21 protein-coding genes are annotated in these 25,027 nt (G+C 51.9%); 4 read left to right on the forward strand and 17 right to left on the reverse strand.

Annotation, left to right across the window (positions count from 1 at the left end; genetic code table 11):
* Positions 1 to 283 precede the first annotated feature (283 nt).
* Positions 284 to 820 carry an LptA/OstA family protein gene (locus BUB68_RS01505; protein ID WP_073088045.1) on the forward strand — a complete coding sequence of 179 codons (537 nt, stop codon included), beginning with the start codon at positions 284 to 286 and terminating at the stop codon, positions 818 to 820.
* Positions 821 to 935: 115 nt separating this feature from the next.
* Here BUB68_RS01505 and BUB68_RS01510 read toward each other — a convergent pair whose 3' ends face one another.
* The 8 genes from BUB68_RS01510 to BUB68_RS01545 form a co-directional block, all read right to left on the reverse strand.
* On the reverse strand, positions 936 to 2,357 hold the full coding sequence (locus BUB68_RS01510) for an alanine/glycine:cation symporter family protein (RefSeq protein ID WP_073088046.1): 1,422 nt from the start codon (positions 2,355 to 2,357) through the stop codon (positions 936 to 938).
* A gap of 140 nt (positions 2,358 to 2,497) precedes the next feature.
* Positions 2,498 to 3,769, reverse strand: a complete 1,272-nt coding sequence (purD, locus tag BUB68_RS01515) for a phosphoribosylamine--glycine ligase (RefSeq protein WP_073088047.1) — start codon at positions 3,767 to 3,769, stop codon at positions 2,498 to 2,500.
* A gap of 11 nt (positions 3,770 to 3,780) precedes the next feature.
* Positions 3,781 to 4,374 carry an IMP cyclohydrolase gene (locus BUB68_RS01520; protein WP_073088048.1) on the reverse strand — a complete coding sequence of 198 codons (594 nt, stop codon included), beginning with the start codon at positions 4,372 to 4,374 and terminating at the stop codon, positions 3,781 to 3,783.
* A 23-nt stretch (positions 4,375 to 4,397) separates the two neighbouring features.
* Positions 4,398 to 5,006, reverse strand: coding sequence for a phosphoribosylglycinamide formyltransferase (gene purN, locus BUB68_RS01525; RefSeq protein ID WP_073088049.1), 609 nt, complete (start codon positions 5,004 to 5,006; stop codon positions 4,398 to 4,400).
* Entirely contained in the window at positions 4,999 to 6,051 is a 1,053-nt protein-coding gene (gene purM / locus BUB68_RS01530; protein ID WP_073088050.1) for a phosphoribosylformylglycinamidine cyclo-ligase, read from the reverse strand. The genes purN and purM overlap by 8 nt, the downstream gene beginning before the upstream one ends.
* Positions 6,052 to 6,072: 21 nt before the next feature.
* Positions 6,073 to 7,515: an amidophosphoribosyltransferase gene (gene purF, locus BUB68_RS01535; RefSeq protein WP_073088051.1), complete on the reverse strand. Its 1,443-nt coding sequence runs from the start codon at positions 7,513 to 7,515 to the stop codon at positions 6,073 to 6,075.
* A 66-nt stretch (positions 7,516 to 7,581) separates the two neighbouring features.
* Entirely contained in the window at positions 7,582 to 8,067 is a 486-nt protein-coding gene (purE, locus tag BUB68_RS01540) for a 5-(carboxyamino)imidazole ribonucleotide mutase (protein ID WP_073088052.1), read from the reverse strand.
* 150 nt (positions 8,068 to 8,217) lie between these two features.
* On the reverse strand, positions 8,218 to 9,087 hold the full coding sequence (locus BUB68_RS01545; RefSeq protein ID WP_073088053.1) for a phosphoribosylaminoimidazolesuccinocarboxamide synthase: 870 nt from the start codon (positions 9,085 to 9,087) through the stop codon (positions 8,218 to 8,220).
* A 244-nt stretch (positions 9,088 to 9,331) separates the two neighbouring features.
* Here BUB68_RS01545 and BUB68_RS01550 point away from each other — a divergent pair, with 244 nt between their 5' ends.
* The gene (locus BUB68_RS01550; RefSeq protein WP_073088054.1) at positions 9,332 to 10,531 is read left to right on the forward strand and encodes a Fic family protein; all 1,200 of its coding nucleotides are present in this window, start codon (positions 9,332 to 9,334) and stop codon (positions 10,529 to 10,531) included.
* Positions 10,532 to 10,616: 85 nt separating this feature from the next.
* On the opposite strand, the gene BUB68_RS01555 is transcribed toward BUB68_RS01550, so the two are convergent.
* Positions 10,617 to 11,129: a hypothetical protein gene (locus BUB68_RS01555; protein WP_073088055.1), complete on the reverse strand. Its 513-nt coding sequence runs from the start codon at positions 11,127 to 11,129 to the stop codon at positions 10,617 to 10,619.
* Between the two features lie 210 nt (positions 11,130 to 11,339).
* Between BUB68_RS01555 and BUB68_RS01560 the strand changes: the two genes are divergently transcribed.
* Positions 11,340 to 11,576, forward strand: a complete 237-nt coding sequence (locus BUB68_RS01560) for a helix-turn-helix domain-containing protein (protein WP_073088056.1) — start codon at positions 11,340 to 11,342, stop codon at positions 11,574 to 11,576.
* A 49-nt stretch (positions 11,577 to 11,625) separates the two neighbouring features.
* Here BUB68_RS01560 and BUB68_RS01565 read toward each other — a convergent pair whose 3' ends face one another.
* The 8 genes from BUB68_RS01565 to larA form a co-directional block, all read right to left on the reverse strand.
* The gene (locus BUB68_RS01565) at positions 11,626 to 11,982 is read right to left on the reverse strand and encodes an arsenate reductase family protein (protein ID WP_218587668.1); all 357 of its coding nucleotides are present in this window, start codon (positions 11,980 to 11,982) and stop codon (positions 11,626 to 11,628) included.
* 65 nt (positions 11,983 to 12,047) lie between these two features.
* Entirely contained in the window at positions 12,048 to 16,301 is a 4,254-nt protein-coding gene (locus BUB68_RS01570; RefSeq protein ID WP_073088057.1) for a 2-hydroxyacyl-CoA dehydratase, read from the reverse strand.
* Positions 16,302 to 16,444: 143 nt separating this feature from the next.
* Positions 16,445 to 18,154 (reverse strand): methyl-accepting chemotaxis protein, encoded by a 1,710-nt coding sequence (locus BUB68_RS01575; RefSeq protein WP_073088058.1) that lies wholly within the window; start codon positions 18,152 to 18,154, stop codon positions 16,445 to 16,447.
* A gap of 15 nt (positions 18,155 to 18,169) precedes the next feature.
* A complete protein-coding gene (locus BUB68_RS01580) occupies positions 18,170 to 19,102 on the reverse strand; it encodes a sugar ABC transporter substrate-binding protein (protein ID WP_073088059.1) in 933 nt (310 codons plus the stop codon).
* Between the two features lie 142 nt (positions 19,103 to 19,244).
* Positions 19,245 to 20,477: a nickel pincer cofactor biosynthesis protein LarC gene (gene larC, locus BUB68_RS01585; protein WP_073088060.1), complete on the reverse strand. Its 1,233-nt coding sequence runs from the start codon at positions 20,475 to 20,477 to the stop codon at positions 19,245 to 19,247.
* Positions 20,478 to 20,480: 3 nt separating this feature from the next.
* Complete coding sequence (gene larB / locus BUB68_RS01590; RefSeq protein WP_073088061.1) at positions 20,481 to 21,239, reverse strand: nickel pincer cofactor biosynthesis protein LarB; 759 nt, start codon at positions 21,237 to 21,239, stop codon at positions 20,481 to 20,483.
* Positions 21,240 to 21,343: 104 nt separating this feature from the next.
* Positions 21,344 to 22,066 carry a D/L-lactic acid transporter LarD gene (gene larD / locus BUB68_RS01595; RefSeq protein WP_073088062.1) on the reverse strand — a complete coding sequence of 241 codons (723 nt, stop codon included), beginning with the start codon at positions 22,064 to 22,066 and terminating at the stop codon, positions 21,344 to 21,346.
* A 32-nt stretch (positions 22,067 to 22,098) separates the two neighbouring features.
* A complete protein-coding gene (gene larA, locus BUB68_RS01600) occupies positions 22,099 to 23,370 on the reverse strand; it encodes a nickel-dependent lactate racemase (RefSeq protein WP_073088063.1) in 1,272 nt (423 codons plus the stop codon).
* A gap of 181 nt (positions 23,371 to 23,551) precedes the next feature.
* On the opposite strand from larA, the gene BUB68_RS01605 reads away from it, so the two are divergent.
* Positions 23,552 to 25,027, forward strand: coding sequence for an AcpB/EbpR/MafR family transcriptional regulator (locus BUB68_RS01605; protein ID WP_073088064.1), 1,476 nt, complete (start codon positions 23,552 to 23,554; stop codon positions 25,025 to 25,027).

Below are 25,027 nucleotides of genomic sequence, written 5' to 3' on the forward strand. Positions count from 1 at the left end.
GATGAATTTCAATAAATGTGTTGTATTTAATTCGTCAAAGTATAAAAAATTCCTGCTATACTCAGTCTATTCAAGGGTGTATTGTCGACAAATCCAAGCTTTATCTATATTGTATATCGAAGGATTTCGGAAAAGATTAAATTCGTCAAGGTATAGAAAATACCTGCTATACTCAGCCTATTCTCCACTTCTTCACTATAGCAGCAGTTTTAGCTTATTTTTTGCCAAAACCATGATTTTGCGGTAAAATATAAGTAAACTAAGCGCAGAAGGAGCGGATTCTATGGGAAAAATACGCATTCCTCAACTGATAATCGCCTTATTCTTACTTTTGATATATCCCTGCCTCGTAAACGCCGGAACTCCCGGCCATACCATCAATACGGACATGGCCCAAAGCAAGTACCAGCCTGTGGTCACTGCCGACCGCAGTACCTATAACGAAGAAAGCGGTCTCTATAACCTCTCAGGCAATGTCCGCATTCAATGTGACGGGCGCCTGATTACCGCCAACAATGCAAAAATAAACCCCAACACCCTGCAGGTATGGGCTGATGGGCGTGCCACCATCACAGAGGGAGAACTGACCTTCACCAGTGACGCCCTCTATGCCGAACTTTCCGGCAATACCGCCTGGTTCTTCGGCAACCGCTGCGGCGTGGAACGGCCAGGGCTGATGATCCACGGCGACAATATGCAATACGACTGGAAAACTCATATCGTGATTTTCGACGGACATGTAATGTGGGTACATAAGGGAAAAAGCAATACCACCACTCACCTGGAATTCGATTTAGAGAAAGACGATATCGCCAGATAATGACTGAAAAGCCCGGTGCAACTATTTCTTCCGCTGAGACGCTTACGCGCCAAACGCTTCAGAAATAGCCGCACCGGGCTTTTATTGTTCATTTTTTATTTTCTCATTCCGTTTTTTACTCGGATTCACAGGTCAGATCTACGACTTCTCCCTTCTTTTCCTTCACGACCACTTCGCGCTGGAATTCGAAGCATTCGTCAGCGATATCCTTATTGAGCCAGAGCAGGCAGATGAGGTTTGGAATCGCCATCAGGCCGTTCATGGTATCAGAGAAATTCCAGACCACTTCGAGGGCTGTGGTAGCACCCACAAAGGTCACAAGACCGAAGAGGATGCGATAACCCATGATGACCGGGCGTTTCTTGATGAGATATTCCAGTGCCTTTTCGCCATAATACTCCCAGCCCAGGATGGTGGAGAACGCAAAGAGACTCAAGGAAATCGAGATGATCAGCTTGCCGTATTCGCCAAACACCGTGCTGAAGGCGGCAATCGTGAGCTCTGCTCCGGAGAGCAGTTCCCCGGTTTCCGGATTCACCATGCCCAGCATGCCGGAGGACGCGATGACCAGACCGGTCAGCATGCAGACAATCATGGTGTCAAAGAACGTACCAGTCATATTGACATATCCCTGACGGGAAGCATGATCCGTGCGGGCAGCCGCTGCCGCAATGGGAGCCGAGCCAAGACCTGCCTCATTGGAGAACACGCCGCGGGCCACGCCCCAGCGCATGGAGGTCAGCATGGTGGCCACAATAGAGCCGCCTACGCCACCAGCCACAGAATCAAAAGAGAAGGCCATGCGGAACATTTCCGCCACGCCAGCAGGCACAGCCGCAAAGTTAGCTGCAATCACAATAGCCGCCGTCACAAAGTAAAAGGCTGCCATGGCCGGTACCACCACACTGGATACCTTGCCGATGCTGCGGATGCCCCGGATAAGTACCGACAACGACAGAACCATGATCACAGCACCCGTGACATACGTGGGCACATCATAACTATGGGACAGGGCCGCCGCAATGGAATTGGCCTGCGTCATATTGCCGATGCCGAAAGAAGCCAGCACCACAAACAGGGCAAACAGGAAAGCCAGCGTCCGGCCGATATATTTATTCTTGATGCCATACTTCATGGCGTACATGGGGCCGCCGGACATTTCCCCTACGGAGTTGGTTTCCCGGTATTTCACGGCCAGCACCGACTCAGCATATTTGGTGGACAGGCCGAAAGCGGCACTGATCCACATCCAGACCAGAGCACCGGGGCCGCCTAATACCATAGCGGTAGCCACACCGACAATGTTACCGGTACCCACGGTAGCCGAAAGCGCCGTCATCAATGACTGGAAGGGCGAGATATCCCCTTCATGTTCATTCCGATGACGGAAAATCATGCGAATGGCATAAACCAGATTCCGCCAGGGCAAAAATTTCAATCTCACGGTCAGGAACACCCCTGTTCCCACCAGAAGGGCCAGCATCACAGGCCCCCAAACAAAGTTATTGATGTCAGCCATTAAAGTTGCAAAGTCCATATTCTCACATCCCTTTTTTTAACATATAACATAAGAAAACTCTTCTGCTATGAATCCCGCAGAAGAGCGTCCTTCGTTGACGTCTATGTGTAGTATTATAATAGACTTGCATTAAGTTGTAAATAAAAAATTATGTATACTTAACGCTCCAAAGCCCTATGGGCAATATCCTTGCGATAGAAGGCATCCTTGAAGGAGATTTTCGCTACGCCGGCATAGGCCTTGTCCACAGCCGCCCGCACCGTATCTGCCTTGGCCACTACGCCCAGCACACGGCCACCGTCCGTGACAATCTGCCCATCCTTATGCGCTGTGCCCGCATGGAAAATCAATGCACCGGCAGCCTTGGCCTCATCCAGACCAGTAATGGCGTCGCCCTTGTTGTAGGCCTTGGGATAACCGCCAGCGGCCATAACCACGCAGACGGCAGCTTCTTTCGACCACTCAATATCATGGCCAGCCAAAGTACCATCAGCGCAGGCCAGCATGATATCCACCAAATCGCTGTTCAGCAGCGGCAGTACCACCTGAGTTTCGGGGTCGCCAAAGCGGGCGTTGAATTCCACCACTTTGGGGCCTTCTACCGTAATCATCAGGCCAGCATAGAGACAGCCTTTGTAGGGCTTGCCTTCCTGCTCCATGGCCTTGATGGTCGGCACGAGAATCTTATCATAAGCCTCCTGCACCATTTTATCCGTCATGACCGGCGCCGGTGCATAGGTGCCCATGCCGCCAGTGTTAGGGCCCTTGTCCCCATCATAAGCACGTTTGTGGTCCTGCGAGCTGATCATGGGGCAGATGGTCTTGCCATCGGTAAAGCAGAGAAGCGACGCCTCCTCACCTTCCATAAATTCCTCGATAACCACGCGGGAACCAGCATTGCCGAACTCCTTGTCTTCCATGATATCCGCGATGGCCTGCAAGGCTTCCTCTTCCGACATGGCCACGATAACACCCTTGCCTGCAGCGAGACCATCCGCCTTGATGACGATAGGAGCCCCTTCCTGACGAATGTACTCCCGGGCCGCATCTGCCTCAGTGAACACTTCGTACTTGGCTGTGGGAATCCCATATTTTTTCATCAGGGATTTGGAGAAAGCCTTGGAACCTTCAATCTGGGCAGCTGCCTGCGTGGGGCCAAAGGCCTTGATGCCAGCCGCCGTCACGGCATCCACGAGCCCATTGGTCAGCGGCACTTCCGGGCCGACGACCACAAGGCCGATGCCATGTTTCTGCGCAAAGGCCACAATGGCTTCATTATCCGTAATGGCAATGCCTTCCACGCACATAGCCACATCAGCCATGCCGGGATTGCCCGGCAGAGCATAGATTTTTTCCGCTTTGGGTGACTGGGAAAGTTTCCACGCTAAGGTATGTTCCCGGCCGCCGCTGCCGATTACTAAGATATTCATACGCTCGCCCCTTATTTTGTCAACTGCTTGGCCAGATAGTCCTGAATCATCGTGTCATAAGCCGCCGTATGGGCAAAGGCTTCCTGGGCCAGCTCCATGCGGGTACGGTCATTCACACCGCCATTTTCCTTGATTTGCGCGATTACTTCGTCATATTTGGCAGGATTGGTGACGATGGTGACGAACTTGAAGTTCTTGGCCGAAGCACGCACCATGGCCGGGCCGCCGATATCGATGTTCTCAATGGCTTCTGCCAGCGTCACATCGGGCTTGGCAATGGTTTCCTTGAAGGGATAGAGATTGACAGCCACGAGGTCAATGCCCTTGATGCCATGCTTTTCCATCTGCGCCACATGTTCCTCATTGTCCCGCACAGCGAGGATGCCGCCGTGGATATAGGGATTCAAGGTCTTTACGCGGCCGTCCATGATTTCGGGGAAGCCCGTCACATCGCTGACATAGGTCACAGGGATACCAGCCTCTTTGATGGCCTTCATGGTACCGCCCGTGGAGATGATTTCCACCCCAGCTTCATGGAGCTGGCGGGCGAACTCAACTACGCCTTCTTTATTGGATACGCTAATCAGGGCACGCTTAATCTGCATTATATCTTTTCTCCTTCAGCTTCTCATTCTAAAATCGTCACTTTGCGGCCATCTACCTGCAATTTACCTTCGCAGTAGAGCCGGATACATTCGGGATAAATCCGGTGTTCCTCTTTGAGCACCCGGGCGCCCAGAGTTTCTTCCGTATCATCATCCAGCACTGGCACTGCCGCCTGCATGATGATGGGGCCGGAATCCGTGCCTTCATCGACGAAATGCACGGTACAGCCGCTGACCTTCACGCCGTAGGCCAACACATCCCGATGTGCATGCGCCCCCGGGAAGCTGGGCAGCAAGGCCGGATGGATATTCATGATGCGCCCGGCAAAATGGCCCACGAAATACGGCGTCAGGATACGCATGAAGCCTGCCAGCACCACGAGAGTGACACCAGCGGCTTCGAGCTTTTCAATCAAGGCCTTTTCAAAGGGCTCACGACCATCAAACTGCTTGCGGTCAACGCATACTGCCTCGATGCCGGCCTTTCTGGCCCGTTCCAACGCGTATGCTTCCTTATCCGTCAGCACGATGGCGATTTCGGCCAGAACCTTGCCCACCTTAATGGCATCGATAATAGACTGCAAATCCGTGCCGCGGCCGGAACAAAGAACACCTAATTTTTCCTTAGCCAACGAACACACCGCCCTGCAACGTTACATCATGATTACCTTTGACCACCTTGCCGATTTCATAGACCGTCTCATCAGCAGACTGCAGATGTGCCTTGACGGCTTCTGCTTCTTCCGCAGACACAATCAGGATCATGCCGATACCCATATTGAAGGTGCGGTACATTTCCGGCCAGTCCACATTGCCCCACTGCTGCAAGAGACGGAAGATGGCAGGCATTTCCCATTTGCTCGTGTCGATTTCCACAGCCAAATCTTCCGGCAGGGCACGGGGAATATTCTCATAGAAACCGCCGCCCGTGATATGCACCATGCCGTGGATGTCAAATTTCTCAATCAGGGGCAGGCAGGATTTCGGATAAAGCCGGGTCGGCGTCAGAAGTTCCTCGCCAATGGTCTTGCCCAGCTCTTCCATGTATTCGTCGCCTTTGAAGCCCTTGTGGTCAAAGACAATGCGGCGCACGAGGGAATAGCCGTTGGAATGCACGCCGGAGGACGGCAGACCGAGAATCACATCGCCCTCTTTTACCTTGGCACTGGTAATCAGCTTGCTCTTTTCCACCACACCTACAGCAAAGCCGGCGATATCATACTCCCCTTCCGGGTAGAAGCCGTTCATCTCCGCCGTCTCGCCGCCAATCAAAGCACAGCCGGACTCCTTGCAGGCACCAGCCACGCCAGTCACCACATCAGCCACCTGTTCCGGCAGCAATTTGCCCACGGCCAGATAATCCAGGAAGAACAGGGGTTCCGCCCCCTGCACCAGAATATCGTTGACGCACATGGCCACGGCGTCCTGACCGATGGTATCATGCTTGTCCAGCATGAAGGCCAGCTTGAGCTTCGTGCCCACGCCGTCGGTGCCAGAAACCAGCACCGGCTCCTTGTACTTGCCGCTGTTCAGGGCAAAGAGGCCGCCAAAGCCGCCCAAATCCCCAAGCACTTCCGGGCGGTAGGTAGCCCGGACGCTGTTCTTGATGAGCTCTACAGAACGGTTGCCCGCATCAATATCCACACCGGCATCTTTATAGGTAAGTTTTTCCGTCATGTTCCTCTTGTTCCTCACTTTTTACTTTGCCTTGGGTTGTTCAAACACGTATTTGCTGTCGCCAGCCGGCTTTTCCCCTTCAGCGATAGGATAAGCACTGTTGAAGCAGGCGTAGCACATATCGTCCGCATTGACTGCCGATACGCAGGATTTCAGGCCTTCCAGCGACAGGAAGTGCAGGCTGTCCGCACCGATGAACTGGCGGATTTCCTCCACGCTCTTGGTGGCGGCAATCAGTTCCTTGCGCACGGAAGTGTCGATGCCGTAATAGCAGGGATAGCCAATCGGCGGGCTGCTGATGCACATATGCACTTCTTTGGCCCCGGCCTGCCGCAGCATCTTGACAATCTTGCCGCTGGTGGTGCCGCGCACGATGGAGTCATCCACCATGATGACCGACTTTCCTTCCACCACGGAGCGGATGGCGTTGAGCTTGAGCTTCACGCTGGTATCGCGCTTCTTCTGGGTGGGCTGGATGAAGGTACGGCCAATGTAGCGGTTCTTGATGAGCCCTTCCACAAAGGGAATCCCGGACTCATAAGCAAAACCCGTAGCCGCCGTGGTACCGGAGTCCGGCACGGAAATCACGATATCACCCTTGAAGCCGGACTCTCTGGCCAGCACCCGGCCCATCATAAAACGGGCGTCATGGACGCTCTGACCGTCAATCACCGAATCCGGACGGGCAAAGTAAATGTATTCGAAAATGCAGGAAGCCTTCTTCTCATCCATGGCAAACGGATAGGATTTTACCCCATTATCATCGATAACCACCATCTCGCCCGGCGCAATATCCCGGACGAACTCGGCACCAGCCACATCAAGGCCGCAGCTTTCCGAAGACAGGATATAGCTGCCTTCTTCCGTCTTGCCCAGGCATAAGGGGCGGAAGCCTTGCGGGTCACGGGCACCGATAAGCTTGTCCTCCGTCATGATGGTCAGGCAGTAGGCACCCTTGATTTTCTTCAGGCTCTCGATGATTTTTTCCTCAACGGTTTCCTTGCGGGAACGGGCAATAAGGTTCACGAACACTTCAGAGTCAATGGAAGTCTGGAAAATCGTGCCCTGCTGCTCCAAGTCATGGCGAATTTCGGCCGCATTGGTCAGGTTGCCGTTATGGGCCAGTGCAATCTTGCCGCCTGCATAATTGACCATCAAAGGCTGGGTGTTGCACAGGAGGCTCGACCCCGTGGTGGAATAGCGTACATGGCCGATGGCAATGCACTGATTTTCCATATGGGGCACCTGATGGCGGAACACCTCATTGACAAGGCCCATGCCTCTGGTCACGTCCATCCAGGCACCATCCGTCAGGGCGATGCCCGCACTTTCCTGCCCGCGGTGCTGCAAGGCATAGAGCCCCAGATAGGTCAGCCCGGACACATCCTCGGTGCGGGAGAACACTCCGTAAACACCGCACTCCTCTTTCCATTTCGGTTCTAAGTTATAGCCATTTTCATACATGGTTATGTTTATCTCTCACTTTTATCTCTAATTCGCACAAGAAAAGCAGTCCGCAAAGCGCGCAGGTCAAAGCTGCGCAGCAACGCGGGCTGCCTTCTTCTCCACATCTTCTACCATCTTCTCGCGGTAAGCCGCAAGCTTGCCAGCCAGTTCCTGATTGGACACGGCAAAAATCTGCACGGCAAAAATCGCCGCGTTCTTCGCGCCGTTGATGGCCATAGTAGCCACAGGAACCCCCGATGGCATCTGTACCGTGCTCAGCAGGGCATCCATACCATTCAAAGCCGTAGCATTGATGGGCACACCAATAACCGGCAGAGTAGTATAGCTGGCCACCACACCTGCCAAATGCGCAGCCGCACCTGCCGCCACGATAAATACACCAATGCCCTTCTCCGGTGCAGACAGTACAAACTCACGCACCTTGGCCGGCGTACGATGTGCAGACGCCACCACGACCTCAGCCTCGATGCCAAACTGCTTCAAAATATCCGCCGCCGGCTTCAGGATCGGCCAATCCGAATCGCTGCCCATAATGATTGCTGCTTTCATTAAAATACTTGCTCCTTTCCTAAAATACTGCTTGTATAACCTCTTCCGTCACGCTTCGCGTGCCACCTTCCCCAAAGGGGAAGGCTCCGGAATACCTCGAAACAATAAAGCGAACCCGTAGCCCAGCGCCAAAGAAAAGGACGGCCTAGCTTATAATTCTTTACCAGTAAGAAGCGTATACGCTTCTTTGTATTTAGCAATCGTCTTATCAATAACATCCTGCGGCAAATTGAAGTCGCTGTCCGGATTAGCCTTCAGCCAATCACGCACGAACTGCTTGTCATAGGACGGCTGACTCTTGCCTGCCTCATAACCTTCCAGCGGCCAGAAACGGGAGCTGTCCGGCGTCAATACCTCATCACCCAGTACGATATTGCCTTCTTCATCCACACCGAACTCAAACTTCGTATCAGCAATGATGATGCCCTTGGTCAATGCATACTCAGCGCACTTCTTGTAGATGGCAATAGTGTAATCGCGAATCTTTTCCGCGTATTCCATGCCATGACCCGGGAATTCCTTTTCCAAAACCTTAGCGCCCTGTTCCAGGGAGACGTTCTCATCGTGGTCGCCCAGTTCAGCCTTGGTGCTCGGCGTGAAAATCGGTTCCGGCAGTTTCTGGGATTCCTGCAGGCCTTCCGGCAGCTTGATACCGCAGATAGTGCCGTTTTCCTTGTAGCTTTCCCAGCCGCTGCCCGTGATGTAGCCACGCACGATGCATTCCATCGGAATCATGTGCAGCTTCTTGCACTTCATGCTGCTCCCGAGGAACTCTTCCTGCTGGAAGAACTCCGGCATATCGGCATTGTCCACCGACAGCATATGGTTCGGAATGATGTCCTTCGTGAAATCAAACCAGAACTTGGACATCTGGGTAAGCACTGCGCCCTTATCCGTGATCTTGTTCTTCAGTATGTGGTCAAAAGCCGAAATACGGTCTGTTGCCACCATAATGATGCTGTCATCAGCCTCATAGACTTCACGAACTTTACCGGATTTGAAAGGTTTGTAGGTTTTCATGGATTTTATCGTCTCCCATAAAAATATAAAGATGTTGCGGAACTTTGAAAAGTTCCCTTCCGACTATTCCATAATAACGAGATTTTTTTGACCTGTCAATGATTTTTAGGACATGTGTCCTTGATTTATGTTTTGCTTGTTTGTCGTGAAATCTATGCTATAATTTATACAACCTCAATTTTCGCGATTTTTGAGGTTGAAAAATTTTATCTCCTCAAAAATAAAACTTTTGGAGGGTTTAATCATGGATTATGAATCACTGCATCATATATATTACAAACGCAACCAGGAATGGGAAGACACCTATCAGCAAAGGCTAAACAGTCCTTCCGCCCGAAAGCTCTCTCTGTCCATCAAGCAATATGGCCGCTCCCGCAGCAATCCTGCCTTCTTTTGCTATACAGAGGAAATCGCTGTCCTGCAGGATAAGATCATGAGCGCCTTCCGCAGCTTCTTTGACATTGCCCATAAGCTTCCAGCCTTTGCCATGCCTCATTATCTGCGTGCCAGTCTCATTGAAGAGATAAAATCCACCAACGACATCGAGGGCGTCCGCAGCACCCGCAAAGAAATACTGACTGCCCTGAATCTCCCAACTTCTGCCCGCAGCAATTACCGCTTAGGCAGTCTGGTAGACAAATACGAACAAATCATCCGTGGCGAACAGCTGGTACTGAACTGCAGTCCGGACATCCGCCAGCTTTTCGATGAACTGATGGCTGATGAAATCAACCGGGACAATCCTCACAATCTCCCCGACGGCAAAATCTTCCGCCAAAGCAGTGTGGATGTCGTATCCGCTTCCCAAAAGACTGTTCATCGTGGCATTTTCCCCGAAGATGAAATCATCTGTCATATGGATACAGCCTTGGCAATTCTGAACGACCACACCATTCCCATATTTATCCGGGTGGCCATCTTCCATTACTTTTTCGGTTATATTCATCCCTTCTATGACGGCAATGGCCGCCTCTCCCGCTTCATCACGGCCTATTTTCTTGCCCAAAAGCTGCATCCGGCCGTTGCCCTGCAACTTTCCGTGCTATTAAAATCCCAGCGAAAAAAATACTATGAACTTTTTACCATTACCGACTCTGACATCAACCGCGGCGACCTGACCCCCTTTATCATCGGCATGCTGGAATTCACACAAACTGCTATCATCCATACCACCAACAGCCTGCAGGATAAATACCAGCGCTATTGCGAAGCTACTGCCCAGCTGTCTCTGCTTGGTCTTACCAACAAGACTACACTTTCCCTCTGTGACCTGCTGCTGCAGGCCACCATCTTCGCTCCTAACGGCATTGCCATGACGGATATTACCCAAACCCTGCATAAAAGCGAAAACACCATCTATACCCACCTAAAAAAACTGCCTGCCGACTTGTTGATTGTCGACAGACAGGAAAAAACACATTATTATCGTTTGAAACTCGAATAAGGCGAATGAGAAATCTTTTTTCATCTTCATACTTTTAACATTTACTCAGGAGTGTGCATTACCAATTCTATTTCTTTGAACCTGCTTACCTTTTGTAATAGGCTACATTGTTAATGACTATTCTAGGAGTTTGCGTACCATCGGAAAAAGTTTCATTTCCCGCCTCTGGACTTATTTGCACGCTAACCCTCAATTTACGCGCCCCTTCTGCTTCGTCCAAATACAAGTCAGTACCAAAATTACTGCCACCACCGGCCACTTCGCCAACATCAAGTATACGACAGCCATTGAAGTAATTATTCTTGACGCTTATACATGTACCCTTTTTATTATACCAATCCCCTTGCATCTGCCTTACTACCATTTTAAAACTATTCTTAGTTTCCGGCGCTGGAGACATTATTGGGCGAAAGAAGTGTTTTCCCCCTTGCGAACAGTTTTCTTTGCCCTTGCCTTCTGCTATCAATTCTCTATCATTATATTGAACATCGCATTTTGTACATACCAAAGTTGCTGCACTTGCAACAGCTCCCCCAGAAATAGATATAACACCTAATAGTAACATGACGTTCATAAAAATACATACCACGCTCTTCATAACCTGACACCTCCTAAATCACTGAACTACCCACTCCCAAATAAACGGATTCCACAAAATAATTTTCCCACCATTCATTTTGTTCAGTTTTTTCGCATAATATCCAGCATCACTACGAATAGTATAAAACGTTTTGTTTTAAAAATCAATATAACATTCTGTTTTAGTTATACTTTCCTTATCAAAAAGCACTAGACAGGATGATACACTATGACCTATCCTCGTATACGCGCCCTTCGTGAGGACAAAGATTTAAAACAGCGAGAACTGGCCGAATACCTGCACTGCTCTCAGGTATCATATTCTTACTACGAGACTGGTTCGCGCGATATTCCCACCGAAGTCCTCATTCAACTAGCAGAATTCCATCATACAAGCATAGATTACCTTTTGGGCATCACAGATGACCCATGTCCATATCCCCCCACAAAAACAAAAAGGGAATGACAAGACCAGCGGCCTGTCATTCCCTTTTTCTAACATCAATTTGTCAATATTACAGCTTTTCCAGCCACTCTTTTTCCCTGAAGCCCACCAGCACAAAATTATCCCCAACCAATATAGGTCTCTTTACCAGCATGCCATCTGTGGCCAATAACTTGTACTGCTCGTCCTCGCTCATGGCGGGCAACTTATCTTTTAAGGCCAGTTCCTTGTACTTCAGGCCACTGGTATTGAAGAAGCGTTTCAATGGCAAGCCGCTTAGCTGATGCCACTTACGCAGTTCTGCTTCTGTGGGGTTGTTTTCCTTTATGTCCCGGACATCAATGGCAATCCCCTTCTCCATCAGCCATTTCTGTGCCTTTTGACAGGTAGTACAGCGAGGATAACATACAAAGGTCAGCTTTTTCATCTTCTTCACTCCTTAATGCAGATACACGATTGACCAGTCAAAAATCTGACTGGTCAATCTGTTTTTTAATGGCTTAACGCCTCTTTATGTTCTTTCTTCTCCTGCTGAGGGCCGCGTTCCTTAGCCACGGCCAGCATGAGTTTGATGCGGTTGAGCTGGTTGACTTCACTGGAACCGGCATCGCAGTCGATAGCGGTGATGTTGGCGCCCTTGTAGGCGTTGCGCAATTCGTGCATGACGCCTTTGCCCGTGATATGGTTGGGCAGGCAGCCGAAGGGCTGCAGGCAGACCACATTGGGCACACCTTCGTCGATAAGCTTGACCATCTCGCCGGTCAGGAACCAGCCTTCGCCGGCCATATTGCCCAGGCTTACATGGCGGGAAGCCAGTTTCGCCGTGTCATAAATGGATTGGGGCGGCAGGAAGTGTTTGCTTTCCCGCAAAGCTTTCTTCATGGGACGGCGGAAGAATTCAATCATCTTGATGAACATCTTGCCGAATACCTCTTCCTTGTAAGAGCCCGCCAGCAGATTCCGCTTGGCAATGGCATCATAGGCAGAATAAAGGAAGAAGTCCACAAAGTCCGGCATAACCACTTCGGCCCCTTCATCCATGAGTACCTTCTCGATATGGTTATTGGCCACAGGATGATACTTCACGAGGATTTCCCCCACGATGCCCACCTTGGGCTTCCAGAGGTCTTCCTGCACGGGCAGATGGTCGAATTCCCTGACCATGGCCTTGATATTGTTGCGGAAGCGGAAGTAATTGCCCCGCACGATTTCTTCCTTGGCCCGTTCCATCCACTTGTCAAAGAGTGCCTTGGTAGAACCTTTGGTGATCTCATAAGGCATGGTGCGGTTGCGCACATTCATCAGCGTATCACCATACACTGCTGCCTTGATGGCATCCACCAGCATGCTCCGGCCCATATGGAAGGAATCCGTTTCCTCCTTGAGGCCGTGGACGGCGAATACCGGCACCTGCGGGAAACCGGCATGCTTCAATGCCTGCCGCAGGACGCTGAGATAGTTCGTGGCCCGGCAGGCACCGCAGGTCTGGAACAGCATGATGCTGGTATGGTCGGGGTCGCAAAGGCCATCCTTCAAGGCGGAAATCAGCTGGCCGATAACCACGATAGCGGGATAGCACATATCGTTATGCACATACCGCAGGCCTGTATCAATGGCATGCTTATCCGGCATAGGCGGAATCACAGCCTTGAGACCATGCTTCTGCAGCACCGTCTTGAACAGCTCGAAGTGGATAGGCGCCATCTGGGGAGCCAATACCGTATGCGTCTTCTTGCACTCCTCGTTGAAATGCGGGCGCTCAATCTCCGCCACAGCCCGATAGGCCACAGGCTTCTTGCGAGCCAACGCCGCCATCAGGGAACGCAGGCGGATACGGGCTGCGCCGAGGTTGGATACTTCATCGAGCTTGATCATGGTGTAGATGCGCTGATGTTTCTCCAGGATATCCTTGACCTGCTCCGTGGTCAGGGCATCGAGGCCGCAGCCAAAGGAGCTGAACTGAATCAGGGTAAGGTTCGGATGCTCCGCCACGAACTGCGCCGCATGATACAGGCGGGCATGGTAACTCCACTGATTGACCACCTGCAAGCGCTGGGCCTTGACCGGCAGATGATAGACCGCATCTTCCGACAGGATAGGCAGCTTGTAGGACTGAATCATCTCGGGAATGCCATGGTTGATTTCCGGGTCCACATGATAGGGACGCCCCACCAGCATGATAGCCTGCTGGCCGGTGCGTTCGATATGCTCCAGAATCTTCTTGCCGTATTCCCGCACATCATCCCGGTAATGGGCGATTTCCACATAACCTGCTTCCACCGCGCCAGCGATTTCCTGCCTGCTGATGCCTTCTTTTTTGCCCAATTCTTCATACAGGCGGGCAATCAGGCGCTTCTTATCGTGAATGGGAACAAAGGGCTGGATGAAGTCAATGTTTTCCTGCCGCAGCACATCCATATTGCCCCGGATATTTTCAGCATAGGACGCCACAATCGGGCAGTTGAAATGATTGTCCGAATCATGCACCTCGTCCTCCATATTGTAAGGAGCACAGGGATAGAATATCTTCTTGATGCCCTTCTCTACCAAATCCATGATATGACCATGGGTAATCTTGGCAGGATAGCAAAGGGAATCCGAGGGCACGGTGGCCATGCCCTTATAATACATCTTTGCACTGGATTTACCCGACAGTTCCACCCGATACCCCAGGAAGGTCAGGAACGTGAACCAGAAGGGATAATCCTCATACATATTGAGCACGCGCGGGATGCCGATGGTGCCCCGGCTCGGATGTTCCAACGGCCGGTAGTATTTGAAGACTCGCTTGTACTTATAGGCATAGATATTGGGTGTCTCTTCCTCGGTCTGCTTCTGGCCGCCAATGCCCCGCTCACAGCGGTTGCCCGTGAAGTATTTGCCCCCATCGGGGAATTTCTGCATGGTGATCAGGCAGCTGTTGCCGCAGCCCTTGCAACGGTAAGAGCTGGTGTCCACATGGAATTCCTGCAATTTGTCAAAGGGCAGGATAGCCGATCGCTCCTGACCGCTTTCCAACGCCAGGATAGCAGCACCATAAGCCCCCATAAGGCCGGCGATATCGGGACGGATAACCTCCCTGTCCAGCAGCTTTTCCATACAGCGCAGCACGGCATCATTATAGAACGTGCCCCCCTGCACAACGATATGGTCGCCGAGTTCCCGCACATCCTTGAGCTGCATGACCTTGAACAGCGCATTCTTGATGACGGAAAAGGCGATACCAGCGGAGATATCCGCCACCTCAGCGCCTTCCTTCTGGGCTTGCTTGACCTTGGAATTCATGAACACCGTACAGCGGGTGCCCAAATCCACCGGTGCCTTGGACTTCAATGCCTTCTTGGCAAACTCTGCCGGTGTCATGGACAAGCCCTCGGCAAAGTTCTGGATAAAGGAACCGCAGCCCGCCGAGCAGGCTTCGTTCAGCGTGATATTGCCGATACTGCCGTCCTTGACGAAGAAGCACTTCATATCCTGACCGCCGATATCCAGCACGAAGGTAACCTCCGGACAGAATTCCTGCGCCGCCCGCAGATGGGCAAAGGTCTCTACCTCGCCGCCGTCCGCATGGAACGCAGCCTTAACAATGGCCTCGCCATACCCCGTGGTCATGGTGCTGGCAATATAGGCAGAGTCCGGCATAGCCTGATAGAGGGCCTGCATCTCCCGCACCACGGTGGAGAGCGGCGACCCCTGATTGCTGCCATAGGAGGTATAAAGAATCTCCTTGTCTTTGCCAATAGCAGTTATCTTGGTGGTGGTGGAACCTGCATCAATGCCCACATAGACCGGGCCCTGATAATTCTGGAAATCCCCCCGCTTTACCTGATCCCTGTCGTGACGGGCCTTGAATTCCGCGTATTCCGCCTCGCTGGCAAACAGGGTAAAATCCGCTTTACGGGTTTCGCCAGCCGCCGCAGCCTTGGCCTGAGCAATGCCCTGTTCCAGACGGGCCACGTCGATTTCCTGCGCTTCCTCAGACAGAGCCGCACCCATGGCCACGAAATAATTGCCATAATCCACGCTGACCACATGGCCATTATCTAATTTGAGTGTTTCGATAAAACGTTTGCGCAATTCGGGCAAAAAATGCAACGGGCCGCCCAAGAATGCCACATGCCCATCAATCGGACGCCCCTGCGCCAGATTGCCAATGGTCTGGTTGACCACGGCCTGGAAGATGGACAGGGCAATATCGGCCTTTTCCGCACCATCGTTCATCAAAGCCTGGATATCCGTCTTGGCAAAAACGCCGCAGCGGGAAGCAATGGTATAGATCTGCCTGCCTTTCGCCGCCAGCTCGTTAAGGCCAGTGGCATCTGTCGAAAGCAGGGAAGCCATATGGTCGATAAAAGAACCGGTGCCCCCGGCACATACGCCATTCATGCGCTGTTCCGGCGCCTCGCCGAAGTAGGTGATCTTGGCATCCTCGCCGCCCAATTCCACCACGGTATCCGTCTGCGGAATGAGATTCTTCACCGCCGCCGCACAGGCAATAACCTCTTGCACAAAGGGCAGGCCAATACGCTGTGCAATGCCCATGCCGGCTGAACCCGTAAGCGCAAAGGTGAATTTCTTCTCGCCTACCAAGGACTTCAACTGCGTCAGGTTCTCCTGCAGCGCATTGCCAATTTCTGAAAAATGCCGGGCATAGTTCTTGTAGAGAATATTCTTCTCATGGTCCAGCACTACCAACTTGATGGTCGTGGAGCCCACATCTATACCCACATTCAAAAGGGACTTCATAGTTTCACCACCTGAGATGTTTACATAAAAGAACCTCTTTTTCAGGTTCCTTTCATATTATATAAAATTCAACCCCTTGGCGCAAGAAAATTAAACAATTATTACAAAAGAGGACTGCTTCCACAGTCCTCCTCCCGTACCATTTATACCTTGAATTTCGCGACATGTTGCTTGAGATTTTCTGCTCCCTGATGGGATATATTCATCTTCTCCAGAATCTCATTGGCCTTATTGGCTACCACCGTAACCTTTTCGGCCACAGTGGAATTGCCGATAGCACCTTCATGGGTGGCTTTGGCAATCTCTTCCATGGCCTTGCTGATGACCTCCACCGCCTCACTTAATTGCTGGGCAGTCGTGCTGCTCTTGCGGGCGAATTCATTGACATAGCTGGCATCATTCCGATATTGCACAGCTGTCTTATTGAGCATTTCATAGTCATGATTCACATTATTATCCATAAAGTTCAGTAAGTTGAACGCTCCATCGGAAAGACTCTGCACAGAGCCCGTCACCTGACCGGTCAGGGTATGGATTTTCTCCGCAGTATCGTGGGACTGCTCAGCCAATTTGCGCACTTCGTCAGCCACTACCGCAAATCCCCGACCATATTCGCCTGCCCGGGCCGCTTCAATCGCAGCATTCAGCGCCAACAAATTGGTCTGTTCCGCGATATCGGTGATTTCCTGCGTCAGGGATGTGATGTTATCTACCACCTTTGCCGACTCGATGGCTTCTTCCAAAGAAGTCTTGGTATCGGCATAGATGCGGCGGGCTTCACTGCTGGAATGCTCCACTGCGGCTTTGAGCTCATTGGCCCGGCTGGTGATTTCTTCCGTGTACTTTTCACTGTTCTGCGCTTCATCCGCGCTTTCATGAATCCGGTTTCGCAGCTTGTCGCTGAGATTCTGCAGGTTGCTGGTAGAAGCAGCCGTTTCTTCCATGCCTGCTGACATCTCCTCGGTAACTGCTGACATATCATAGGCACTGTTATTGAGATCCCCCACCAGCTGCTGGACTTCCGTCACCATATCCACACTGTTCTCAGCTTCCACGGTGACATTCTTCAAAAGTCCCCGCAAGGATTGCTGCATGCGGGACAACGCCTGAACCACCATGCCCACTTCATCCTGCCGCTCCAACAGCTCCCCGGGCACTTCCTGCGTCAGGTCTCCATCTGCTACAGCATTAAGATGCCCAACGGAATCCTGCAAGGGAGCAGCGATATTGCGGGCGATAAACATGGCTACAGCCAGCCCTGCTATCAACCCCAGCAGAATAATGCCGATAAAGGCCTTGATGGTTTTGTCATAGTCCTTGCTGAATTCTTCAAACAGCAGCTTGCTCTGCGCCACGTTATCCGGTGTGAGTATCGCCAAATTACTGGCAATGACCTTCGTGGAGGCAAGATTTTCCATGATCTTTTCCTTATCCTCAGGGGTATCGCCCATGCCGGACACGGCCTTTACCTTGCTTTCGGCCGTATCCAGGTGCTGGCTTAGATCAGCCAGCGCCTTTTGCGCTTTCTCACTGCGCTCCAGTTTCTTGAGTTCTTCCGCATCACCGCGGATATCCTTGATACGATCTAAAATATCATTGAGCAGTACCTGCCGGGACTCCTTGGGATAATCCTGCTGAACGATATAGGAAACATCCACCTCAATGGTACGCACCCGGTTATTGGCATCATTGAGGAACTGGGAGGACATGATATTATCATGATACATATCATCCAAGGCCTGTTTGGCCGCATTATTCGAATAGACACCGACAATCGCCACAACAGCCACGATGACCAGCATCATTCCTGCCAGGAGCAGAATCTTTGTCTTGACTGCCAAATCCTTTAACATATCCTGCCACCTTCCTTATTTCAAGAATTGACCGATATTATCCGAAGTTATGGACATAAACGGCACCACTACATCCGCGGAGGATTTATTCCCCGTAAGTGCTGCCTGCACCAGCTGCCAAGCTCCTTCTCCCTGTCCCTTGGCATCCTGTTTGACCGTCTGGCTCATAAGACCTGCCTGCACAGCTTTCAAAGCATCATCTGTAGCATCCACCCCACTGGACCATACACCATTCAGGCGATTATTGTCCTTGAGTATCTGGATAGCGCCCAGCACCATTTCATCATTAGCGCCCACTATGCCATCGATCTGCGGGAATATCTTCAGCCACAGCGTCATCTGCTTCAAAGCATCCGCCCGGTTCCAGCCGCAATCTGCCATAGCCAGCAGTTTCACATCCGGGCGCTTGTCCAGACAGGCTTCCTTGAAGCCTTCCCAACGTTTGATGGCCGCTCCCTGAGTCATTTCACCGCTCATATAGATTATCCTGGCATCTGGCGGCAGTTTTTGAGCCATAAACTCTCCCTGCATCCGGCCTGCTTCCTTGTCATCCGAGATACAGGACACAAATTTCCCATCATTGATATCCCGGTTGACTCGGATAATGGGAATATCGGCTTCGTTTGCCTTCTTCACGGCAGGAATGATGGCATCGCCATCCACAGCCGCCACTACCACAGCACCAGCCTTAGCAGCAATGACATGATTCATCTGATCCAGCTGCATATTCGAATCACTTTTGCCATCCAGCACCTCAACGGTCACGCCATGCTCCTTTGCTTTGTTCACCAAAGCCTGCTTCAGATCTTCATTGAAACCAGCGCCGGCATCATTGTGCAGCAGGAAATAAACCTGGCCGGAACTTGCCTGATCCCCGCCACACCCCATCAACCCCAGGCTGATCATTGCTATCATCAACAAGAACACCAGCTTTATCGTCTTTCCCATACTATCACTCCTCACATATTGGCAAACACACGCCTGACAACTCCCAGAACATTTCTATATATTCGCCTTTATTCGCCAACCATGCAGACAAATCCTCTCCATGCAAAAAAAGTTGCCCAAACAAAATTTTGGGCAACTTATCTTAATTTCCGAGTCTGTCATTGATGACACGCAAGGCTTCCTGTTGGACATTTTTCAGAGGAATATGCTGTTCCTGCGCCAGCCTGCGGCAGTCCTCATATTCCGGCGACACACTGCAAAGCTGCCCCTGCCAGGCACTGACCTTGCAATTCACCAGTCCGTATTTCGTTTCCACCCGGGCCATATGACGAGCAGCTTCCAGCCGCTCACCCACCGGCATGACCCGCAGGCCGATGCTGGTGGTCTCGGCAAAGATGATACCGGCACAAACCTGTTTCTTGTCTTCCTCCAACAGCACAGACAATGTTTGTGCCGGGCGGTTTTTCTTCATGAAGATGGGCGTAGTCCAGACATCCAACGCACCGGCAGCCAAGAGCCTTTCATAGAGATAGCCATAGATTTGCGGATTCATATCATCAATATTGGCTTCCAGGATCACCAGCCTGCTTTCCGTGACGCCATTGTATTCACCAAAATACAGCCGCAGTACATTGGGCATATCCAGCTCATGACTACCAGCACCATAACCGATACCAGAAGCCACGAAACCTTTGGGCAGACCCTCGCTGTAGGTGCCTAAAGCCCTTACGATCCCGGCCCCCGTAGGCGTGACCAGCTCCTTCTTCTCCAGGCCCGTTTCCGTCTGCCAGCCCAGCAAGAGTTCGGCCACCGCCGGAGCCGGTACCGGCATCATCCCATGGGCACACTGCACAAAACCGCTGCCCGTAGTGAGTTTCGACACGAACACCCGCTCCACCTCCAGATAATCGAGGCAGATTGCGGCACCGACAATATCCACGATGGAGTCCACAGCGCCAACTTCATGGAAGGCCACTTCATCCACAGGCTTGCCATGGACTTTACCCTCAGCCCGGGCAATCTCCGTGAAGATAGCCAGCGCCTGCTGCTTCACAGCCATAGAAAGGGTTGATTCTTCCAGTATGTTCCGGATATCCTTCATGGTGCGGTGGACATGATGGTGCTCATGATGATGGTCATGATGGTCATGATGGTCGTGATGAACAGGATCAGCAGCTGTCATTTTTACATCCACATAAAGCGCATGGATGCCTTTTTGCATGACTTCCCGAACTTCCAGGGCAAATTCATCAGCCATAGGCAGCTTCTGCAGTTCCTTTTCCAAATAGGCCTGAGGCACACCTGCCTGCAACATAGCCCCCAAAAACATATTGCCACTGATACCGGCAAAACAATCCAAATATATCGCTTTCATAAGTCACCTCAGTTTATTGATCTTGCTGGCCAGGGCACCTGCCCCAAAGCCATTGTCGATATTGACCACAGATACGCCCATGGCGCAGCTGTTGAGCATGGAGAGCAAAGCTGCTACCCCTTGGAACGACGCGCCGTAGCCTACGCTGGTGGGCACGGCAATCACCGGCTTGTTGGTCAGGCCGCCCACCACGCTGGCCAAAGCTCCTTCCATCCCGGCAATCACGATGATCACATTAGCTGCCTTGATTTCCGGCAGATGAGCAAAGAGCCGATGGATGCCCGCCACACCGCAATCATAACAGGTATGGACACTGTTGCCGAAGAGATAAGCCGTCAGCCTTGCCTCTTCTGCCACGGGCACATCACTGGTACCAGCAGTCATGATCAGGATATTGTGCTTTTCATCCCGTTCCAGGCTCTTGTCCCGATCAAGGAATATCGCCCGGGCCATTTCATCAAACTGTGCCTCCGGCACCTTCTCCAACACCTTTTCATAGTGTTCCCGATTTGCCCTGGTGGCCAGCAGATTGCCCTCACTATGCTCATAGAGCGAGGCAAATATATCCCGCACTTGTTCCGGTGTCTTGCCTGCGGCATAGATGACCTCCGGCATGCCCTGCCGCAATTCCCGATGATGGTCGACTTCAGCAAACCGCATCTCTTCAAATGGCATTTCTGCCAGCTTGTCCAAAGCCTGGTCCTCGGGCAAATTTCCCGCTTTATAGGCCTGCAGGATGCCGGCTATATCCTCACGTTTCATCTGTCCACCTCATTTTTCTCATTTCCTTACATTATAGCAGTTATAACAAACTTCGCCAAAGGAAGAAAATATCCTTTGGCGAAGCAAATGGCAAGCAAATCAAATCAGATATTGAAGAACGCCCGCATGAAGACAGCAGCGACAGCGGCGCCGAAGAAGGGGGCAATCCCCGGTACGAGGATGCCATACTGCCAGTCATTGTCAGCTTTGTTCTCAATGGGCAGCACTGCATGGGCAATGCGCGGCCCCATATCACGGGCGAGGTTCATGGCAAATCCTGTCGTACCACCCATGCCCATGCCGATAGCCCAGACCAAGAGGCCGATGGCAATCGGTGCCAGCACGGCTTCCGGTCCTTTGCAGGCATTCAGGATGCCCAGGATACCAGAAATGAACACGAAGGTAGCGAAGAACTCGCAGAAGAAATTGCGGGGCAGGTTGCGGATGCCCGGCGTCGTGGAGAAGATATTGCGGATGCGCACCGGATCGATCTTGCCCACGGAAGCTTTGAAGTGGTCGGCATAGCAGAACCACATGATGGCCGCACCGAAGAAGCCGCCAGCCAGTTCCACGAGGGAAATGGGGATCACCATGCCCCAGGGAATATTGCCCAGCACTGCCTGTGCTACAACCATGGCAGGGTTGATGCAGACATCACCAAAGAGATACAGCGAAACGGTGATGCCGAAAGACCATGTCGTGATGGCAAAGATATGGCCCGTGCCATTGTATTTCGTGTCTACCAGCGTATCATCACAGTGCACGCCGATACCGAAGATAATCATCAGGGCCGTGCCCATGAATTCTGCTAATAATTGATGTTCCATTAAAAATCCTAACTCCTGTCCTTACATTTCTCTCAGCCTACAATAACGGCCAGACCATCGGGGATAACGGCGACCTTGGCATCATTGCCTTCATAGCTGTAAGCCTTCGCCAAAGCTTCATCAAAGCTCTTAGCCAATTCCATATGCATATCCGTAATGAGGTTTGGCTGCACCAGATCTGATACCATGATTACCCGGTGATGGGCCAGGATGCGCGCGAGAATCTGGGAGGTCCACTGGTCGGGAATGGTCTCCAGTCTCGGCGTAGCAATAGCTTTATCCAAAAATTCCTGCGGAGTCTTGGCATCAGCTAAGTTATGGTAGAAACCTTCGCCGCCGTGACCATCTGCACAGCCTGCCACCATGATGATGGTACCACCTTCCTTGTTGGCAGCTTCGGCAGCCGTCATGCCCTTGACTGCCTGATAGATGTTCTGATCGAGGGGATAGCCGCCATTGGTGGAAACCGTGATGTCGGCCTGTACCTTCTGCACATGTGCGAGATCAGCTACGAATTCACAGCCCTTCTCATGAGCACGTTCCATATCGCCAGCAAAGGAGCCGATGATTTCCTTATCCTCATTGAGCACGACATTGAGGATGAACTTCAGGCCTGCCGTGCGGGCAGCATAGACCATATCCCGGTGGATTGGGTTATCCAGCAGGTTCCCGGTGCGGGCATGATGATCGTTGATGAATTCGCCGCAGTGGTTGGCCATGATGGTCTTGTAGGAAGCCACGCCCGGCAGCACAGCCTTACGGCCGCCGGAGAAGCCAGCGAAGAAATGCGACTCGATGAAGCCTTCGGCAATCAGCAGATCTGCTTCCACCGCCGTGCGGTTCACGATGCAGGCACCTCCACTGGGCAGGGTACCGATCTTGACCACGGAAGAATCGTCTGTGGAAACATGCATCACGATGTTCTCGTTCTTGACGATTTCCTCACCATACTTGTTCACCAGTTCCTCATGGGTGGAGGGACGATGGAAGCCCGTAGCGATCAGGATGCTGATATTGGCATCCGGTTCCACGGAGCGAATGCGGCGCAACAAAATCGGCATCGTGATATGAGACGGCACCGGACGGGTGTGGTCCGAACTGATGATGGTGATGTTCTTCTTGCCTTTCACCAGTTCCTCAAGGCTCGGTGAACCGATAGGATTGTCAAGGGACGCTTCCACCAGTTCCTGCTGGCCCTTGTCAGCCTTGTAGGTTGCAGCCTTGGATTCCAGCACAGCCAAAACATTCGCATCGGCAATTTCAGCTGTCATTTCCCCTTTGTCATAGGGCAGAGAAAATTTCATTTTCCAAAACCTCTCTTTTCAAATTCATATATTTCCATTACAATAGGGAGTAACTTTTTCTTGTTCCCTGATTGACGAATATAAGCTTAACACAGGGAACCGCAATTATTTCATCAATACTTGCCGCAAGATACGGCAAAAATTGCGAATTCCCTTGACACCCTTAGAAAGAAGGCTCCCCATGCTCCCCATCCTCGATAAGAATTTCCAGAAAGAATATGCGCTCTTAAGTCTCCTGGACTCCGACGAGCGCTATTTTCCCTGTCAGGAACTGGCAGAACGGCTCGCCCTATCCGAACGCACCGTCTACAAATATCTGCAAAGCCTCACAACCCAGCTCGAAGGATTCCCGCCCGAAGAACTGTCCATCGAACGCAGTGCAGCCTTTGGAATCCGCCTGCATCGCGCCCCCTGGCTGAATATCCACAGCATCTATACCCAATTTGCTCAGAAATCTCTGACCTATGACTTCTTTCACAGCCTCTTTCTGGAGACTACCGATACCACTACTGCTTTTTGCCTGACGCATTTTGTCAGTCCTGCCTCTCTCTATCGCAGCCTTTCCCCTATGCGCCAGACACTCATGGCTTTTTCCCTCAATCTCGATGCCGCAGATATGCGCCTTACCGGTGAAGAGATGCAGATCCGCTACTTCTACAATAATTTCTATCTGCAGATCTACCGCGGCTATGGCTGGCCTTTTCCGGGAATTGCCCGCCAACTCGTGATGAACACCATCGATGACATTCTGGGAGCACTGGATGCGCCCATGTCCATCAGCGACCGCAAGCATTTTTCCTATTGGCTGGCTATCAGCGCCCATCGCCTGAGCCTGCGCCATTGCCTGACCGAGCCGCTGCCAGCAGAACTCGGCCTTGATAACGAAGCCTATCATACCGCCCTGCCGGCGATTGAACGCTTTTTCCAGCGGCTGCACCTGCCCATCTGTCAGGCGGAATGCCAGTTTGTCTTCTACCTGCTCCACGCCTTTCCCTTTGGCATGAATGTCCAGCAGCGCCTCTTTGCCGCCGCCCGTGATGCCCGGGGATTCGATTGCCTGCCGCTCACTGCCACCGACCATTTTCTGGCGGTCTTCGCCCGTCACTTTCCCCAATGGATGGGCATGGGCTCGCCGAGCTTCCGGCTGAAGCTCCATCGGCTCCATTTCCATGGAGCACTGCTGCGGGGCAGCTCGGACCTGCTGGAGCGCTATCCGTTCCTGAAAAGCTATCGGCAGGACTTCCCGGCCTTTGCCCAGCGCATGGACAAGCTCTTTGCCTCGCTTGCCCCGCATTCCTGCGGCCGCTGTTTTGCCGATGAACGCTATCTGCTCCCCCATTATATCCTGCTCTGCAGCCAGTACTTCGATCTGGCTGCCGGAGAACCTATCATCCGGCTGGCCCTGCTGACCGATTACGGCCCCATCTACGAAGAGAAAATAAAAAAGGAAATCATCTCTCGTTTCCGGGATGATTTCCACATAAAATTCGCTGCCCCTTATGAAGGCTATGATATTCTGATTACCAACCTGCCGGTGAAAATTGTCACCAGCGGCCATCTCACCTTGTCCATCCATACCGCCTTCAACCAGCGGGAATGGGCACTGCTGGCCAAACTGCTGCGACAAAGACAGGAACTGCTCATACCTGAACCATAA

The organism is Pseudoselenomonas ruminantium (genome assembly GCF_900142515.1).
Taxonomy (GTDB): Bacteria; Bacillota; Negativicutes; order Selenomonadales; family Selenomonadaceae; genus Selenomonas_A; species Selenomonas_A ruminantium_D.